This window comes from Nitrobacter sp., from assembly GCF_051535215.1.
Classification (GTDB): Bacteria; Pseudomonadota; Alphaproteobacteria; order Rhizobiales; family Xanthobacteraceae; genus Nitrobacter.
In genome coordinates this window covers 20129-36006 of sequence record NZ_JBPPLY010000015.1, presented here as the reverse complement: position 1 = coordinate 36006, position 15878 = coordinate 20129, and the positions used below count along the sequence as shown (strand labels likewise).

At 62.9% G+C, this 15878-nt stretch carries 14 protein-coding genes and 1 tRNA gene; 5 read left to right on the top strand and 10 right to left on the bottom strand.

The window, feature by feature from the left end; all coding sequences use genetic code 11:
• Positions 1-13 precede the first annotated feature (13 nt).
• The 9 genes from fdh3B to ACS3WB_RS13270 form a co-directional block, all read right to left on the bottom strand.
• Positions 14-610: a formate dehydrogenase FDH3 subunit beta gene (gene fdh3B, locus ACS3WB_RS13310; RefSeq protein ID WP_438275975.1), complete on the bottom strand. Its 597-nt coding sequence runs from the start codon at positions 608-610 to the stop codon at positions 14-16.
• Between the two features lie 12 nt (positions 611-622).
• The gene (locus ACS3WB_RS13305; protein ID WP_438275974.1) at positions 623-3577 is read right to left on the bottom strand and encodes a formate dehydrogenase subunit alpha; all 2955 of its coding nucleotides are present in this window, start codon (positions 3575-3577) and stop codon (positions 623-625) included.
• Between the two features lie 11 nt (positions 3578-3588).
• Positions 3589-3807 carry a formate dehydrogenase gene (locus ACS3WB_RS13300; RefSeq protein ID WP_319797740.1) on the bottom strand — a complete coding sequence of 73 codons (219 nt, stop codon included), beginning with the start codon at positions 3805-3807 and terminating at the stop codon, positions 3589-3591.
• Between the two features lie 22 nt (positions 3808-3829).
• Complete coding sequence (locus tag ACS3WB_RS13295) at positions 3830-4606, bottom strand: molecular chaperone TorD family protein (RefSeq protein WP_438275973.1); 777 nt, start codon at positions 4604-4606, stop codon at positions 3830-3832.
• Positions 4607-4728: 122 nt separating this feature from the next.
• Complete coding sequence (locus ACS3WB_RS13290) at positions 4729-5424, bottom strand: DUF3306 domain-containing protein (protein ID WP_438275972.1); 696 nt, start codon at positions 5422-5424, stop codon at positions 4729-4731.
• Positions 5421-5939 carry a DUF3305 domain-containing protein gene (locus tag ACS3WB_RS13285; protein WP_292618827.1) on the bottom strand — a complete coding sequence of 173 codons (519 nt, stop codon included), beginning with the start codon at positions 5937-5939 and terminating at the stop codon, positions 5421-5423. The genes ACS3WB_RS13290 and ACS3WB_RS13285 overlap by 4 nt, the downstream gene beginning before the upstream one ends.
• Entirely contained in the window at positions 5936-6943 is a 1008-nt protein-coding gene (locus tag ACS3WB_RS13280) for a DUF6352 family protein (protein WP_438275971.1), read from the bottom strand. The genes ACS3WB_RS13285 and ACS3WB_RS13280 overlap by 4 nt, the downstream gene beginning before the upstream one ends.
• Positions 6940-7476 (bottom strand): DUF6505 family protein, encoded by a 537-nt coding sequence (locus ACS3WB_RS13275; RefSeq protein WP_438275970.1) that lies wholly within the window; start codon positions 7474-7476, stop codon positions 6940-6942. The genes ACS3WB_RS13280 and ACS3WB_RS13275 overlap by 4 nt, the downstream gene beginning before the upstream one ends.
• Positions 7473-8216: a biotin/lipoate--protein ligase family protein gene (locus ACS3WB_RS13270; RefSeq protein ID WP_438276004.1), complete on the bottom strand. Its 744-nt coding sequence runs from the start codon at positions 8214-8216 to the stop codon at positions 7473-7475. The genes ACS3WB_RS13275 and ACS3WB_RS13270 overlap by 4 nt, the downstream gene beginning before the upstream one ends.
• 155 nt (positions 8217-8371) lie before the next feature.
• On the opposite strand from ACS3WB_RS13270, the gene ACS3WB_RS13265 reads away from it, so the two are divergent.
• Positions 8372-10348 (top strand): 4Fe-4S binding protein, encoded by a 1977-nt coding sequence (locus ACS3WB_RS13265; protein ID WP_438275969.1) that lies wholly within the window; start codon positions 8372-8374, stop codon positions 10346-10348.
• Between the two features lie 861 nt (positions 10349-11209).
• Here ACS3WB_RS13265 and ACS3WB_RS13260 read toward each other — a convergent pair.
• Positions 11210-11284 (bottom strand) — tRNA-Gln (locus ACS3WB_RS13260).
• A 282-nt stretch (positions 11285-11566) separates the two neighbouring features.
• Here ACS3WB_RS13260 and ACS3WB_RS13255 point away from each other — a divergent pair.
• The 4 genes from ACS3WB_RS13255 (at position 11567) to ACS3WB_RS13240 (ending at position 15561) form a co-directional block, all read left to right on the top strand.
• Complete coding sequence (locus tag ACS3WB_RS13255; protein WP_438275968.1) at positions 11567-13351, top strand: acyl-CoA dehydrogenase; 1785 nt, start codon at positions 11567-11569, stop codon at positions 13349-13351.
• A gap of 131 nt (positions 13352-13482) precedes the next feature.
• The gene (locus ACS3WB_RS13250) at positions 13483-14247 is read left to right on the top strand and encodes a crotonase/enoyl-CoA hydratase family protein (protein ID WP_438275967.1); all 765 of its coding nucleotides are present in this window, start codon (positions 13483-13485) and stop codon (positions 14245-14247) included.
• A 54-nt stretch (positions 14248-14301) separates the two neighbouring features.
• The gene (locus ACS3WB_RS13245) at positions 14302-15231 is read left to right on the top strand and encodes a histone deacetylase family protein (RefSeq protein ID WP_438275966.1); all 930 of its coding nucleotides are present in this window, start codon (positions 14302-14304) and stop codon (positions 15229-15231) included.
• Between the two features lie 66 nt (positions 15232-15297).
• The gene (locus ACS3WB_RS13240; protein ID WP_438275965.1) at positions 15298-15561 is read left to right on the top strand and encodes an exodeoxyribonuclease VII small subunit; all 264 of its coding nucleotides are present in this window, start codon (positions 15298-15300) and stop codon (positions 15559-15561) included.
• Positions 15562-15878 lie beyond the last annotated feature (317 nt).

Genomic DNA, 15878 nt, shown 5'->3' with positions numbered 1-15878 from the left:
TGCCACCCGCCAATCACGACGCGACACTTTCACGGTAGGCTGTCTGCCAGCCCCATGCGCCGGAACCATATCCCCGCCTCGTCACCCTTTCCTTGTAGATTTCCGCGATGACCTCGCCATCGCCCGCGAGCAGCGATTTGGTCGAGCACATCTCCGCGCACAGCGGCAGCTTGCCTTCGGCAAGACGATTGGCTCCGTATTTTTCGTATTCTGCCCTGGAGCCGTCGGCCTCCGGACCGCCGGCGCAGAACGTGCACTTGTCCATCTTGCCGCGCGAGCCGAAGTTGCCGATCTTCGGATACTGCGGCGCGCCGAACGGGCATGCATAGAAACAATAACCGCAGCCGATGCAAAGATCCTTGGAGTGCAACACCACGCCGTCTTCAGTGGTATAGAAGCAGTTCACCGGGCAAACCGCGGCGCATGGCGCGTCGGTGCAGTGCATGCATGCCATCGAGACCGAGCGCTCACCCGGCTTGCCGTCGTTGATGGTCACGACCCGGCGCCGGTTGATCCCCCACGGCACCTCATGCTCGTTCTTGCAGGCGGTGACGCAAGCGTTGCATTCGATGCAACGATCGGCGTCACAGAGAAACTTCATCCGGGCCATGGCTGTTGCTCCTTATGCCGCGACGATCTGGCAGAGTGTGACCTTCGGTTCCTGCATCCCCGTCGCGGGATCATACCCGTAGGACGTGATCGTGTTGGCGCTCTCGCCCAACACGATCGGATCGGTCCCCTTCGGGTAGTTGCCGCGCAGATCAACGCCCGCGTACCACCCGCCAAAGTGGAATGGCATCCATGCCACGCCCTTGCCGACCCGCTCCGTCACCAGCGCCTTCATCTTCGCCTTTGAGTTGTTCTCGGCGCCCGTCACCCAGACCCAACCACCATCCCTGATGCCGCGCTCGGCGGCATCGGCGACACTGATCTCGATGAACATGTCCTGCTGCAATTCGGCGAGCCACGGATTGCTCCGCGTCTCCTCGCCGCCGCCTTCGTATTCCACGAGACGGCCCGAGGACAGGATGAGCGGAAACTGCTTGGCGATCCCCTTCTCGACCGCGGCCTTCTGCACGGAGAAGCCGATGTTGGGCAGGCGGAACTGCTTGGCGTCCGGCAGCGTCGGGTATTGCGCCACCAGATCGACACGCGGGGAATAAATCGGTTCGCGATGCACCGGGATCGGATCCGGCAGACCGAAAGCGTTCATGCGCGCTTTGCCGTTGCCGTAGGGAACACAGCCGTGCATCAGCGCAACGCGCTGGATGCCGCCGGAGAGGTCGAGCGACCATGACACCGTGTCCGGCTTGTCCGGGTTGATCTTGTTGATCGTGGCCATCTCGCTTTCGGTCAGATCCTTGTCCCAGCCAAGCTTCTTCAAGCTCGCCAGTGTGAATTCGGGATAACCGTCCTTGATTTCCGAATCCTTCGAATAGGACCCATCCGCCAGCAGGCTGACCATGCGGGTGCTGCCATCGGGCAGCTTCTCCTCGCGCTCGAGGCCAAAACGCGGACGGAAGTTGCCGCCGCCATCCATGACCGCAAGATTGGTGTTGTAGAGCAGCGGCGTGCCCGGATGCTTCACCTCCGGCGAGCCCCAGCACGGCCATGGCAGGCCGTAATAGTCCCCGCCGACCTCCGGATCGTCCTTGGGCGCGCGCATCGTCACCAGATCGAACTTGTGCTGGTTTTTCATGTGCGCCTTGAGGCGTTCCGGCGACTGGCCGCAATAGCCGGTAGACCAGCTCCCGCGATTGATCTCGCGAAGGATGTCCTCGGCCACCGGCAGGTTGTCCTCGACCTTGATGTTCTTGAACATCTCGGCGGCGAAGCCGAACTTCTTTGCGAACAGATATATGATCTCGAGGTCGTCCTTCGACTCGAAGACCGGCTTCACGATCTGCTCGCCCCATTGCAGCGAGCGGTTCGAGGCAACGCGCGACCCCTTGCATTCGAACTGCGTGGCGACCGGCAGAAGATAAACGCCGTCCTTGCGGCCGGACTGCACCGCGAGCGCAGCCCATGTGGTCGGGTGCGGATCGGCGATGACGAGCAATTCCAGCGCCTTCAGTCCCTTCAGCGATTCGGGAATTCGCGTAATGCTGTTGCTGGCGTGTCCCTGCACGAACACCGCCTTCACATTGTCCTTCTGGGCGACGTCGGCTTTCGGAAGGATGACCGCGTCGAACCACCGCGTCAGCGGGATACCGGGCGTTTCCATCGATTTCTTGTCGTCGAACCGCGACGCCAGATAGTTGTAGTCGACCTCCCAGACCCGCGACCAGTGTCTCCAGGCGCCTTCGGCCAGGCCGTAGTAGAACGGCAGCGTCACGATATCGAGCCCGACGTCGGTAGCGCCCTGCACGTTGTCATGGCCGCGGAAGATATTGGCGCCGGTGCCGGGTTTGCCGATATTGCCGGTCAGCAGCAGCGCGATGCAGCTCGCGCGCACATTCGCGGTGCCGACCGTATGCTGGGTTTGCCCCATGCACCAGATCAGCGTCGCCGGCTTTTCCGTCGCAAACATTTTGGCGACGCGCTCAAGCTGCGCGCCCGGAACGCCGCTGACGCGTTCGACTTCGTCCGGACTCCACTTCTCCACTTCCTTGCGGAGATCGTCGAAGCCGTAGACGCGCTGCCGGATGAACTCCTTGTCTTCCCAGCCATTCTTGAGGATGTGCCACATCATTCCATACAGAACCGGAATGTCCGTTCCCGGCCGCAGCCGCACATATTCGGTGGCGTGCGCAGCGGTCCGCGTCATGCGCGGATCGATCACGACGACATTCGCCTTGTTCAGTTCAGCACCTTCGAGAAGGTGTTGCAGCGAAACCGGATGCGCTTCGGCGGGATTGCCGCCCATGATGATCTGCGTTTTGGCGTTGCGGATATCGTTGAAGCTGTTGGTCATCGCGCCGTAGCCCCAGGTGTTGGCCACGCCGGTCACGGTTGTCGAATGGCAGATGCGCGCCTGGTGATCGGTATTGTTGGTGCCCCAGAACGCACCGAGCTTGCGGAACAGATACGACCCTTCGTTCGTCATCTTTGCCGAACCGAGCCAATAGACCGAATCGCCGCCCGACGTCTCGCGAACCTGCATCAGCTTGTCGCCAATCTCGTCGATCGCCGTCTCCCATGAAACGCGCGTCCATTGCCCGTCGACGAGTTTCATCGGATAGCGGAGGCGGCGTCCGTCATGGACGAGTTCGCGCACCGAGGCGCCTTTGGCGCAGTGCGAGCCGCGATTGATCGGGGAATCCCAGCTCGGCTCCTGGCCTATCCAGACACCGTTCAGCACCTCGGCGGTGACGGTGCAGCCGACGGAGCAATGCGTGCATACACTCTTGCGAACCGTTGCGCCGGATGTCAGCGGTCCCGCCGCCACCGCCGCGTCGGCCTTGCGGACGGCGTCGAGCGGCAGCGTGCTCAACGCGGCAAGGCCGCCGGCGGCCAAACCTGAGCGACGCAGGAACGTGCGGCGGTCGAAGCCTTGTCCATGTTCGGCCGGCGTCGCGAGAGCCGAACCGCCACGCGCGATTTGCGCATTCTGTCGCTGTGCTCTCTTGATCAGCACGGCAGCCTCCTTCAACCCGGATAACGATTGACGCGGTAAAACGCCTTGACGTCGTCAGTTACCCGGTAGCGTGATTTGCGCTTCTCGTCGTTCGTTTCGCTATCGGCCATGGCGGGTGTCGCAAGCGGCGCTGCAGCCATCGCGCCGACGCCCAGCGCGCCGATGCCGACCCCGCGCAGGAAACCACGACGGCCGACGGCTGCCTTGCCGTCATTGTTGTCGTTCTTCATCGCGAGTCCTCCCGTGGCTTGCTCAATTGGTGAGCGTAAAGGCCTCCGCCTCGATTTCCAGAAACAGGCGACCGAGCGAACCGACCGATCGATAGAAATTCGCGGCGGTCGCGTTCTCCATATCGGCGAATAAACGCCTCATCCATGGCGCAATATGTCTCTCGAACATCAGACGCTGCGCATCCGCCGAAGCCGGGACGCGGCCGCCCGCCAAGGCGGCCATGATCTCGCACAGCGTCGCCGCGTGATCCTCCGGCTCGGAATTGGTCTCGACGCGCTCGATGCCGAGCGCAGCGAGATCCTGCCGCAGCCGCGACAACGGCCGTTCGTTGAGGAAGCCGGTGAGATAGAACGATGCGTATGGTAATAATTCGCCTCGCCCCAGGCCGATGAACAGGTCGAAATATTCGCGCTCGACGGCTGCGGGAGAGATTGTCGATGCCGCGTCCGCCAGCCGGGCATGCGCCGACCCCAGCGGCGTCGCGTCGCCGTGCAGCCGGGAGATCTGCGCGAGCAACATGTCCGACGGCGCGCGCGCCAACAGCGTGGCGAGCAGCGCATATTCCCGGGCACGACCGATATCAACGTCGTCAACGTCATCAGCCACGGCCAACTCGCTATAAAGATCGGGACGAAGTTCTATGCGCGATATGCCAGTTGCGGCTTCAACGGCGACCACCCGCTCGGCGGGCACCCTGTTCCAGTTCGAGACCGAGGGCTGCGTAATGCCTATTCTGCGGGCAAGCTCGGCCTGCCCTCCCGCCAGCTGAATTGCCCGACTTAATCCCGCATCGCGCATATTTTGTTTCCCGAGCGAGCGTTCCAGAATGCGTCCTCTTTGGAACGATTAAAAAACTAGGCCCGGGCACCGGCGGTCGTCAACCGCCACCTATAGGATCAGCCTATATCTTTGGTCGAAACCTATCTCGGCAGTGCGCCGCCGTGGGTGCGACGAACCGCCGGGGAGACGTCAGCCCTGTCTTGAGCGACATCCTGCCGTTCACGCGGAGCAGATTCGGCACCCTGCGCCGTCACAGGCTCCGGCTCACGGTGCTCCACCTCGCGGACGGCTTGCCCGACGACTGCGTCCGGCATATCGGCCGCGCCCGGCGACTGATCCTGGTCAGCCTGCGCCGACGGAGCCTGATCGACAGCCTCATGCGGCGATGCAAGGTCCTCGATGTCGTCGGCCGCGCGCCGGGCGCCCCCGACGATCCTGCTGACCAGATCGCGCAGCTCTTCCGGCGAATAGTCCAGCGGACCGAACCCCGGCATCGCATCGGGATCGTTGAAATCCCAGGCATTCTCGGCGAGACCGACGAAGTCGCGGATGGTCGGGTCGGCGATCCAGGCCCGGCGGAGCGCCTCGCGACTCAATGCCGGCGGAACGCCCTTGCGCAGGAATGCGGTGACGTCTGTGGTCGCCGAGATCGACTCGAGCGGCGGCAACGTCGAGAGATCGAATTCCTCGACTGCATCCGCTGCGCCAGTCGAAGACAGCGGAACATTCTCGTCAGTCGCCTCCTCCAACCTGGAAGCAGGCGCTTCGGCGCGGACGGGCGCATTCGCCATGCGTTTGCGGCGCGACCAGCGGCTCAGGAAGTCCTCGTCCGTCATTCGTCCCGGCCTCCGCGCCCGCGTCGCGCCAACGCTTCGAGATTCGCGCGACCGCGCTTGCGCTTGACGAACTCTTCCCTCTCGACGTGGTGTTCGGCGATAAACCGTTCAATGGCGCTGCGGATGACATCCGGCATCGGCACCGGTTCGACAAGATTGGTCGACGCGTCGGTGAAGCTCTCGCCCTCGGCGGAGTCGGCCGTGACCGCGGTGACCGCATACGGCCACGGACCTTCGGACGGACTCAGGATCACCCAGATACTGGCCGAACCGGAAGCCAGGTTTTCGCGATAACGCCCGGTCTCCGAGCGGTAAAGGTCGATCGCGGCGCTTCCGGCATAATAGAGCGTGCTGTCCGCATCGGCGCGCAGCCGCGTCCATGGCTCGATGTCCGGCGCGTCGGGCAGCACGCCGACCGCGCGCCAGATAAAATCGGCCCAGGCGGATGCCGCCGCGCGGCGTTCGATCACCACGCCGACAGGAATGCGCACGAGCGGTGACGCGGCGGGACTCAACTCGCGGCCTCCAGATGCCTGACGGGCAAGCCGGTGATCAGATTCTGCGGTTTCATGCGCAGGATCCGATCGGGCGATGCCGCCAAAATCAGATAAACTGGCTCATTCATACGCCCATCGACAATGGCCGTAGGGTCTGAAAATACAAGCTGGAAAAGCGCCACCACGCGGCCAGACATGCCGTCGTCGAGGAATCCGTCATTCCAGAGCCGGTCGCCGATTTTGGTCGCCTCGGCATCAAGTCCGACGTACCAGGTAAAACGTGCGTCGCGCAGTTCTGCGAGCGGCTCGATCGTCACATCGACAGCGAGCAGATGCCTGATCCAGCGGGTCATTGCTTCGGCGAGGGCTGCGCGACCGCGTCCTCCGGCCGAGAGATCCAGCCCCAGATCGAACATATCGCTGCGACGCCAGTAGCTGGCGGCATTCGCGTCGTCCATGATCTCGATCTTGGCTTCAGCGGCCATGTCCAGCAGCGACAGCAGCGGCGCAACAGACTCCGCATGCGCGCTCGCGATCCATTCCTCGTCGGTTGCTATCATTGACTGTTGATTGGGCATGATGCGCTGCGGCCGGAAAAACAGTTCGCCGGCACGCAAAACGAATGGATCGTCGCAACAATCGAGCGCGTTACGCAGGATGACGTGTGTGAGTTGATTGACGAACAGCGGCGGCAAGGTCACCGCCCCTCCGCGCATCAAGGCGAGATATGCGGCCTCCAGCGTCTGGTGGCGCAACAACAGGTCGCGAAACGCCAGCACGAGCTGCCAGTTTTCTCGCGCATCGGGATCGGCGATTGCGGAAATGTCGGCCGCGTCAACGGGCCGTCGCGGTTCAGCCAGCAGCGCCCCATGCAATTTTCGCTCGAGCGCGCAAGCATCCGGCGGCGGCGTCAATTCGGGCCGGATGAAATAAGCCTTGAGAAATTCGTCGGTCACGGCCAGCCCGCCGCCCGGTGCGCGGTCGAGCAGATGATGGCCGCAGGATATCCAGAAATCCATCATTTGCTTTCACGCCCGAGAAAGACGCCGGCCAGATCGATCTCCTCCGCCGATCGTTCGTCGTCGACTTCCAGAAACGAGAACGCGCGATGGGGTTGCGATCCACAGCGCGACCGCAGTGTACGGAACGTTTCGCGGATCTCGCCACTCTCCACCATGCGATGGACCGCGATGAGCATGCCAACCGGCTCGCTGCAAAGCGATTCGGCAAAATTGACTTCTTCCTCGGCCGCCCGGCGCGCGGCGATAAGATCAGGTGCGCCGAGCCGCTCGACCAGACGTCGCGCAAGCAGGTCCACGACCGTATCGCGATCGTCGTCTTTCACGTCCACGACCTGAACGAGTGTTGACCAACCCCAGGACTGCAGGCCGAGAAATCCGCTGCGAAACGCGGAGCGCGCCTTGCCCCGCAGCGCCGCCGGGTCATCACTCCAGAACCGGAAGGTGCCCGGCACCGCCCATTCGCCCGGTTCGGCGGCTGCGTCGAACACGAACGTATCCGACGGATCGAGTGCGATTGTCCGAAGCAACTTCACAAGCGCGGCCCTCCCGTGTCCGGATCAAGCCACGATGGTGCATTCAATGCGGGCAGTAATTCACAGCGCACAAGGCCGGTGTCGCCCATCCGACGCACAAGCAAATCGCCATTCTCGGCGATTTCGTGGACAACGCCGGGCGCGCGCGGAAACCGTTCCACGAATTGCTGCGCGAGATCGTCAAATCCGTCCGATTGCCAGACATCACATGCCGTCATCAGGTGACGCGCGAAAGCCTCGGTCAACTTTGCCGCGCTGACATCTCCGAAACCCTCCTGCTCAAGCGCTGACGCGAGGGGATGCACGCCGGGCTCTTCTCCCGACATCAACACCGTGCGGATCATAGCGCCGAATACCAGCCATTGCGGCCGTTCATCCTCCCTCGTGATCTCTGGCCATCCCAGACGCCCGCCACCAACCAGACCCCCATCGATGCGAATGGCGTCCGGCCAGTCGACCGTCACCAATTTCCCCGACGGCGCGTGGGCCAAGAGGGCGGCGCTCAGTGCGATCATGCCGGCGTAAACGGCGCGGCGCGCCGAGCGCAGCGGTTCATCCGGCTCCAGAACCACCGCGAATTCCGCGAGATCGAAGCGTCCGACATAGACCAGAGTGCCGGCGCCGCATTGCGACGCAATATCGACTGCATGGTTGAATGCATCCAAGCGCTCGCGCAGCGTCACCAGCGTAAACGGCGGCGGCAGATCAAGAACCTGCTCGAAGGGTGCGCGGACGCGCATGGTCGGCAATACGACCTCCGGCGACTATTTTATTCGTTCTGATATAGCTATAGGCTTCCGCTTCCCGATACGAGTCCTATGACAGGTGACGGACGCAGGTAGCGGCAATGGCGGATCGACCCCGGAAAATCCTGATATGTTCGTGCGAGGACACGATGAGCCTGGATTCGGCCGCGGTCCGACGAGCGTGCCCCAACGCCGAGATTTCCACCTTTCGTCATATGTGCCGGACGGAGGTGGAGCGATTCCGGAGCGCGCTACAAGACGGCGCCCCGCTGAGCGTCGGCTGTACCCAGGAAGCGGCGCTATTCTCGGAATTGGCCGGCGAGCGCGATGCTCCAATCAGTTATGTCAACATACGCGAAACCGCGGGCTGGTCCGCGCAGGGAGCGAAGGCGGGTCCGAAAATGGCCGCGCTGCTCGCGCTCGCGGCTGAGCCTGCGCCGGATTTTCCGCTGGTCAGCCTGTCGAGCGAAGGCGTTATTCTGATCTACGGCCGGAACGAACGCGCGATCGAGGCCGGCAACCTGCTGGCCGATCAACTCGACGTGACTGTCCTCCTCAGCCGGCCGGAACCGCTCGAGCCGCCCGGTGTCACCACGTTTCCCATCGCCAAAGGAACCATCCGCGCAGCGACGGGCCATCTCGGTGCCTTCGAACTCACGGTCGACGATTACGCGCTACCCCGGCCGTCTTCCCGCGACAAGCTGATATTCGAACCACCACGCAATGGGGCGGTCTCGCGCTGCGATCTCATCCTTGATCTCACCGGCGGCGCTCCATTGTTTCCGGCGCACGATCTGCGCGACGGCTACGTGCGGGCCGACCCTGGCGATCCGACAGCGGTCCTGCGCGCCGTGCTCAAGGCCCGCGATCTCGTCGGCAGCTTCGACAAGCCGCGCTACATCAACTTCAACGCAGCGCTCTGCGCCCATTCGCGTTCGAATATCGTCGGATGCCGACGATGCCTTGATCTCTGTCCAACCAGCGCGATCACGTCCAACGGCGATCATGTCGTCATCAACGCGGAAGTTTGCGCCGGGTGCGGCCAATGCGCCGCAGCATGTCCAACCGGGGCAGCATCCTACACGTTGCCTCCGGCGGACATGCTGCTTCACAAATTGCGTGCGATGCTGACGGCCTACCACGGAGCCGGCGGCACGGACGCCATCGTGTTGCTGCACGATGGCGAACATGGCACCCCACTGATCGAGGCGCTCGCGCGTCACGGTGCAGGACTTCCCGCCAACGTGCTGCCGCTCGGCGTCAATGAGGTGACGCAGGTCGGGCTCGAAGCGATCGTGGCGGCTTTCGCCTATGGCGCCGCCGGCGTGCGGCTTTTGTTGCGCGCAAAACCACGCCACGCACCGGTTGGACTTGGCAAGACGACAGCGCTCGCCGAGACGATCCTCACAGGGCTCGGGATTCAGGGTCCGCGTGTTTCCACGATCGAAACCGACGACCCAGAGGAGTTAGGCGCGGCATTGTACGACATGACGCCAGGCGCGGCTGTTCAACATCCGGCAGGCTTCAGGACGGTCGGCAGAACGCGAGACGTCCTGCGCTTCGCGTTGCATGAATTGCACAGGGGGGCGCCGGCGCCGGTCGATGTGATCGCGCTGCCCGATGGCGCACCATTCGGCACTCTCGAAGTCAATGCCGAAGGATGCACGCTCTGTCTGTCCTGCGTTTCGGCCTGCCCCACCGGCGCGTTGCGCGATGACCCGGAACGGCCGGTGCTTCGGTTTGCGGAGGATGCCTGCGTGCAATGCGGCCTGTGCCAGGCAACGTGCCCGGAAAAGGTCATCAGACTGGTACCGCAAATCGACTTCCGGGCAGCCACGGCGCCCGCACGCACGCTCAAAGAGGAAGAGCCGGCGCTCTGTATCCGCTGCCACAAGCCATTCGGTGTCAAAAGCACCATCGACCGGATCGCAGCCAAGCTGGAAGGCCGGCACTGGATGTATCCCAACGCCGACAAGCGCGTCGATGCCATCCGAATGTGCGCCGACTGTCGTGTCATCACAATGAGCGAGGACGGTTTCAGTCCCTTTGCCGACGTGTCCGAGCGCCCGGCGCCGCGCACCACCGACGACTATCTGCGCGAGCGCGAACAAGAAACAAAAGGCTGATTTATTTAGCGGCGAAACGATGCGGTCTTCTGCCGAAATGTCCCGACAAGGCAGGGCCAGGCAACACAGGGGCCGAACCACCGATGAAAACTTGTTCGTCGTCTTGCTTGCCATGGCTCCATCCTCTCTGCAAACCCGGGGCAGTTCAGACAGCCGGAGACTTTTGGCATTTCAGCGCCTCCGACCATGAAGGGGGCGCACGGAGCCCGCACATCTTTGCATCGCAGAAGCTATTGCCGACGACACTCCGATGAAAGCCGTTCGTCGCCTTGACGCGTTCCGCATCATAGGATGCCGAGCCTCTCCGGCAGCTTGGCAAGGTTGCTCTCGAGAATTTCCTGGCGTGCGGTTTGTGGCCTGCGATCATCAGGACATTCTGTTTGATCCTGACGGCGATCTCGTTTGGAAGAATCGCGGTAGCTCACCAATAGCGGTCTTCGACATAGCGCTTGACGTGTCGGGCAGTGATCTTCGCTCTCATTGAACTGCGCGGCATCAAGCCAAATCTACTGAACAAAATGGATATGAACGGACACCAGATTTCACCGGAACCTGCGGGCATTCTGGCCCCCGGTAGCCGCGTTGGCGGCAAGAAACAAATTCGAGGCCATCGCAACCTTCGGCTCGATCTCGGCCGCCGGACGCGACTGCGTCTCGACCCAACCAGTCGGGGTTGAACTATTCTCCGGTCTGAGCCTCGCCAAAAACGGGAATATCAGCGAAGGCCCGGAGATTTTCGGCAGACAATCTTCAAGAAGCCACCGGGGTTGTCTCTCGGGAGAGCCGTTCTGTCGCAAAAGCCCTTCTTTTGGCGGGTCTTTTCGTTGGTCTTTAAGATATCCCCCAAATTACCGGACTGGATGGCTGGGGCGGGAGGGATCGAACCTCCGAATGGGGGAATCAAAATCCCCTGCCTTACCGCTTGGCTACGCCCCAACGGCCCGGAACGCGCGAAAAGTGACCTCGCGGATTTCCTCGGGCTCCGACGGTCTATAGAGAGAACCCTGTTTTTTCAACCGCTGGACGATCGGACAGCGGTTGGCCTGCTCGAAATCTGAGCCTTCTCCTGCGCTCCTGGAATCACCGGCAGCCAACGGCCCTGTATGGCCGCATCGCCACTATACTTGAAAGAGTTGAGAGCCGTCCGGTTTCGTGGGAATACGGTTATAGCGACCGGCAGGGCGCCGTCCTGTCCGGCCATCGCTCGCGAGGCACGCCATGACCTATCGCGCACCGATCAGCGACATGCTGCTTGCTCTCAACCACGGCGCGGGGATGAAGGCCGCGGTCGAAGCCGGCCATTACGGCGACTACGATCCCGAAATCACCTCGGCGGTGCTTGAGGAAGCCGGCCGGTTCGCAAGCGAAGTGCTGGCTCCGCTCGACCGCAGCGGCGACCAGCACGGCGCCAAGCTGGAAGACGGCCGCGTGACAACCGCACCCGGCTGGCCTGATACTTACCGGCGCTGGACGGCGGCGGGCTGGAACTCCGTCTCCGGGCCGGAGAATTTTGGCGGACAGGGGCTGCCGCTCGCGATCAACGCCGCCTGCACCGAAATCTGGAGTGCGGCGAATGTCGCGTTCGGTCTGTGTCCGCTGCTGACGCTCAGCGCGATCGAAGCGCTTGCCGCTCACGGCAGCGATGACCTGAAAAACATCTATCTCGCAAAACTGGTATCCGGCGAATGGACCGGCACGATGCAACTGACCGAGCCGCAGGCGGGCTCGGACGTCGGCAGCCTGCGCAGCCGCGCCGAACGGGCCGCCGACGGCAGCTATCGCATCTTCGGCACCAAGATCTTCATCACCTATGGCGACCACGACATGACCGGAAACATCGTGCATTTCGTGCTCGCGCGCCTGCCCGATGCGCCTGATGGCACCAAGGGAATCTCCCTTTTCTTGGTCCCGAAATTTCTGGTCAACGCTGACAGTTCGCTCGGGGCGCGCAATGACATCCACGCCAGCGGCATCGAGCACAAGCTCGGGATTCATGCCTCGCCGACCTGCACCATGACCATGGGCGATGACGGCGGCGCCGTCGCCTTCCTTGTCGGCGAGGAAAATCGCGGCATGCAATGCATGTTCACGATGATGAACCAGGCCAGGCTCGGCGTCGGGCTCGAAGGCGTCGGCATCGCCGAGCGCGCCTATCAACGTGCGCTAGCTTACGCGCGGGAGCGCAAGCAGGGCCGCGCCGTGGGCAAATCCGGCAACGGCATGGACGCCATCATTGTACACCCCGACGTCAAGCGGATGCTGATGCAGATGCGCGCGCTCACCGCCGCCGCCCGCACCATCTGCTACGCCACCGCCGTCGCACTGGATGTTGCGGCGCGTGCGCGCGACCCTGACGTGCGCGCGGCCGCTGCCGCCCGCGGCGCGCTGCTGACGCCGGTGGCAAAGGCGTTCTCGACCGACATCGGCAACGAGGTCGCCTCCCTCGGCATTCAGGTTCACGGCGGCATGGGCTTCATCGAGGAGACCGGCGCGGCGCAGCATTATCGGGACGCCCGCATCACTTCGATCTACGAAGGCACCAACGGTATCCAGTCGATCGATCTGGTGACGCGAAAGCTCGGCGCAGATCGCGGCGCGGCGGTGTTCGCGCTGCTCGACGAACTGTCGCAGACCGTCCAGCGCGTGGAGGCTTCGAACGATCCCGCGTTCGGCACCACCGGCCTGAGACTGCGTGAAGCGGTCGGGTCTCTCGAACGCGCCAGCAAGTGGCTGCTGCAGCAGCTGGCGTCGTCGCCGAATGATGCGCTCGCCGGCGCGACACCCTATCTGCGGCTGTTCGGATCGACGCTCGGCGGTTGCAAGCTCGCCGAAGAAGCCCTCGCGGCGCATGACGCCGGCGACGAATTCGGCGATGCCAGCCGCTACGTCACGCTGGCGCGCTTCTTTGCCGAGACCATCGCGGTACAGGCTCCGGCGCTGGAGCGCACGGTGATCGATGGCGCCGATGCCGTGAACGGCGCCGATTCGGTTCTGCTCTCCTAGAGTCATTCCGCTTCTGATAGAGTTCGAAGCGAGACTCTGATTTTGATTTGGCGCGTTTTTTTCACGCGAACCGGTATCCACTTCGCTCGAAAACGCCATGGATCGCGCGACACGGGACAACGAAACACATCATGACCGGACATGTCACAGTCACCGACGACAACGCCGTCCGGATCATCGCCATGCGCCGTCCGGAGAAGAAGAACGCGATCACCCGCGACATGTATCGCACGATGAGCGAGGCGATCGACGCCGCACAAGACGACCCGGCGATCCGCTGCATCCTCATCACCGGCGACTCGGGCGTATTCACGGCGGGCAACGACCTCGACGACTTCCTGAAGGACGGCACGTCGGGCAGCAGCGGCGAGCCTCGCGCTTCCGAGGCCGTGACATTTCTTCACGCGCTGGCGCATAACACAAAGCCGCTCATCGCGGCGGTGGAAGGCCTTGCCATCGGCATCGGCGCTACCATGCTGTTCCATTGCGACCACGTCATCGCCGGCAGCACGGCGACGTTCTCGACGCCCTTCATCCATCTCGGTCTGGTGCCGGAAGGCGGGTCCAGCCTGCTAGCGCCGCAAACCATGGGCTATCAGCGCGCCTTCGCCATGCTGGTAATGGGCCGCGCGCTCGGCGCGGAGGAGGCCCGCGAGGCGGGTTTCGTCACTACCGTCGTCGCGCCGGGCAACGCCGAAGCGGAAGCCAAAAAAGTCGTCCGCGAGATCTGCGTGCTGCCCGCGGAAGCCGTTGCCATTTCGCGTAAGCTTCTGAAACTGCCACCGGAAGAGTTGACGCGCAGGATCGATCAGGAAGCTCACCTGTTCGCCGAGCGGCTGCGCTCGGAGGAAGCGATCGCCGCGTTTCAGGCGTTTTTCGCGCGCAAAAAGGATTGACGGTCGAGCCCGCGGGACCGCCCGACGATACCCGTGCGGCGGTCAGGATATGGCATGACAACGCTCGTTCTCACCCATCCCGCCAGTCTCGATCATCTGACGCCGCCCGGCCATCCGGAGCGTCCGGATCGGATTCGCGTCATCGACAAGGTGCTGACCGAAGATCGTTTCAAGGATCTGGCGCGCGGCGAGGCGCCGGAAGGATCGCTGGATTCGGTCGCGCTCTGTCACAGCGAGCATTATATCGCCGAGCTCCGGCATAGGTCGCCATCGGATGGTCTTGTCTATCTCGACGGCGACACCTCGATGTCGCCGGGGACATGGGAAGCTGTCATGCGCGGCGTCGGCGGCGCGATCGCGGCGACCGAAGGGGTGATCGCCGGCCGCGCCAGCAATGCATTCGTCGCCACGCGCCCGCCCGGACATCATGCCGAGGCCGGCCGGGCCATGGGCTTCTGCTTTTTCGACCAGGCTGCGATCGCGGCGCGTCATGCCCAGCGCAAGCACGGCATCGACCGCGTGGCTGTTGTCGACTTCGATGTCCACCACGGCAACGGTACGCAGGACATCTTCTGGGCTGATCGAACGGTGATGTATTGCTCGACCCATCAGATGCCGCTGTTTCCCTACAGCGGCGCGACCAGCGAACGCGGCGATCACGACACCATCGTCAATGCGCCGCTGGCAGCGGGTGAAGGCGGCGCCAAATTCCGTTCCGCGTTCGAGAACCTGATCCTGCCCCGGCTTGAAAAATTCGCGCCTGAACTCCTCGTCATTTCCGCAGGCTTCGACGCCCACAAACGCGATCCGCTGGCAAGTCTCAATCTGGAGGCGAGCGATTTCGGATGGGTGACGCGCAAATTGATGGATGTCGCCGATGCGACCGCGGACGGCCGAATTGTCTCGGTTCTCGAGGGCGGCTATGATCTGCAAGGGTTGCAGGAATCGGTGGCTGCACATGTCGCCGCATTGATGGGCACGTGACATTCTGCCGCGCTCTGACCCAGACGCTCCCATAATTTGCAAGTAATCGATTCCGGAAAAAACCAGATGGCCGAAAATACCCCTGCCAATACCCTTGCCGACGTGAGGACACTGTCCTTCGAGCATGCCATCGCGGAGCTCGAATCCATCGTCAAACGTCTGGAGGATGGCAAGGTCCCGCTCGAGGAGTCGGTCGCAATCTATGAACGCGGCGAAGCGCTGAAGCGGCGCTGCGAGGAATTGCTGCGCCAGGCCGAAGCGCGGGTGGAGAAAATCACAACGGACGCTTCCGGTCAGGCCAGCGGCACGGAACCGCTGGACGTGCAGTAGGGCTTCTTTCCCCGATCATTCGGAGCACGTCCCGGTCCGCCAAGCTGGAACCATCATCAAATTAAGTGTCTTTGAACTAATTGTCCTTGATTGTCGTCTGTGGCGGTTCCTTTGGCGATGCAACTTCAGCCCCTTGGAAGCGTTAGCTTTCCACTTCCGGCGGACTGGCTTGCGACCCTTGAACCTTCGGCCAAGCCCGCTCTACTACTCAGGGGGCTGCCCGTTGGCTTTGGCCGCAGGTTTGGTGTATTGCTTCTCGAACTGCGCGCTGCCGAACCTGCTCCGCAACGGCGCTGAAGCGGGGTAAGCGCCTCGAG

Bases quoted from the DNA above. Each gene is read 5' to 3' on its own strand.
- ACS3WB_RS13255 (WP_438275968.1), top strand. From the start codon at position 11,567: ATGACCTATCGCGCACCGATCAGCGACATGCTGCTTGCTCTCAACCAC.
- ACS3WB_RS13270 (WP_438276004.1), bottom strand. From the start codon at position 8,216: ATGCGCGTCCGCGCACCCTTCGAGCAGGTTCTTGATCTGCCGCCGCCG.
- ACS3WB_RS13295 (WP_438275973.1), bottom strand. From the start codon at position 4,606: ATGCGCGATGCGGGATTAAGTCGGGCAATTCAGCTGGCGGGAGGGCAG.
- fdh3B (WP_438275975.1), bottom strand. From the start codon at position 610: ATGGCCCGGATGAAGTTTCTCTGTGACGCCGATCGTTGCATCGAATGC.
- ACS3WB_RS13240 (WP_438275965.1), top strand. From the start codon at position 15,298: ATGGCCGAAAATACCCCTGCCAATACCCTTGCCGACGTGAGGACACTG.
- ACS3WB_RS13245 (WP_438275966.1), top strand. From the start codon at position 14,302: ATGACAACGCTCGTTCTCACCCATCCCGCCAGTCTCGATCATCTGACG.
- ACS3WB_RS13280 (WP_438275971.1), bottom strand. From the start codon at position 6,943: ATGATGGATTTCTGGATATCCTGCGGCCATCATCTGCTCGACCGCGCA.
- ACS3WB_RS13250 (WP_438275967.1), top strand. From the start codon at position 13,483: ATGACCGGACATGTCACAGTCACCGACGACAACGCCGTCCGGATCATC.
- ACS3WB_RS13265 (WP_438275969.1), top strand. From the start codon at position 8,372: ATGAGCCTGGATTCGGCCGCGGTCCGACGAGCGTGCCCCAACGCCGAG.
- ACS3WB_RS13290 (WP_438275972.1), bottom strand. From the start codon at position 5,424: ATGACGGACGAGGACTTCCTGAGCCGCTGGTCGCGCCGCAAACGCATG.
- ACS3WB_RS13300 (WP_319797740.1), bottom strand. From the start codon at position 3,807: ATGAAGAACGACAACAATGACGGCAAGGCAGCCGTCGGCCGTCGTGGT.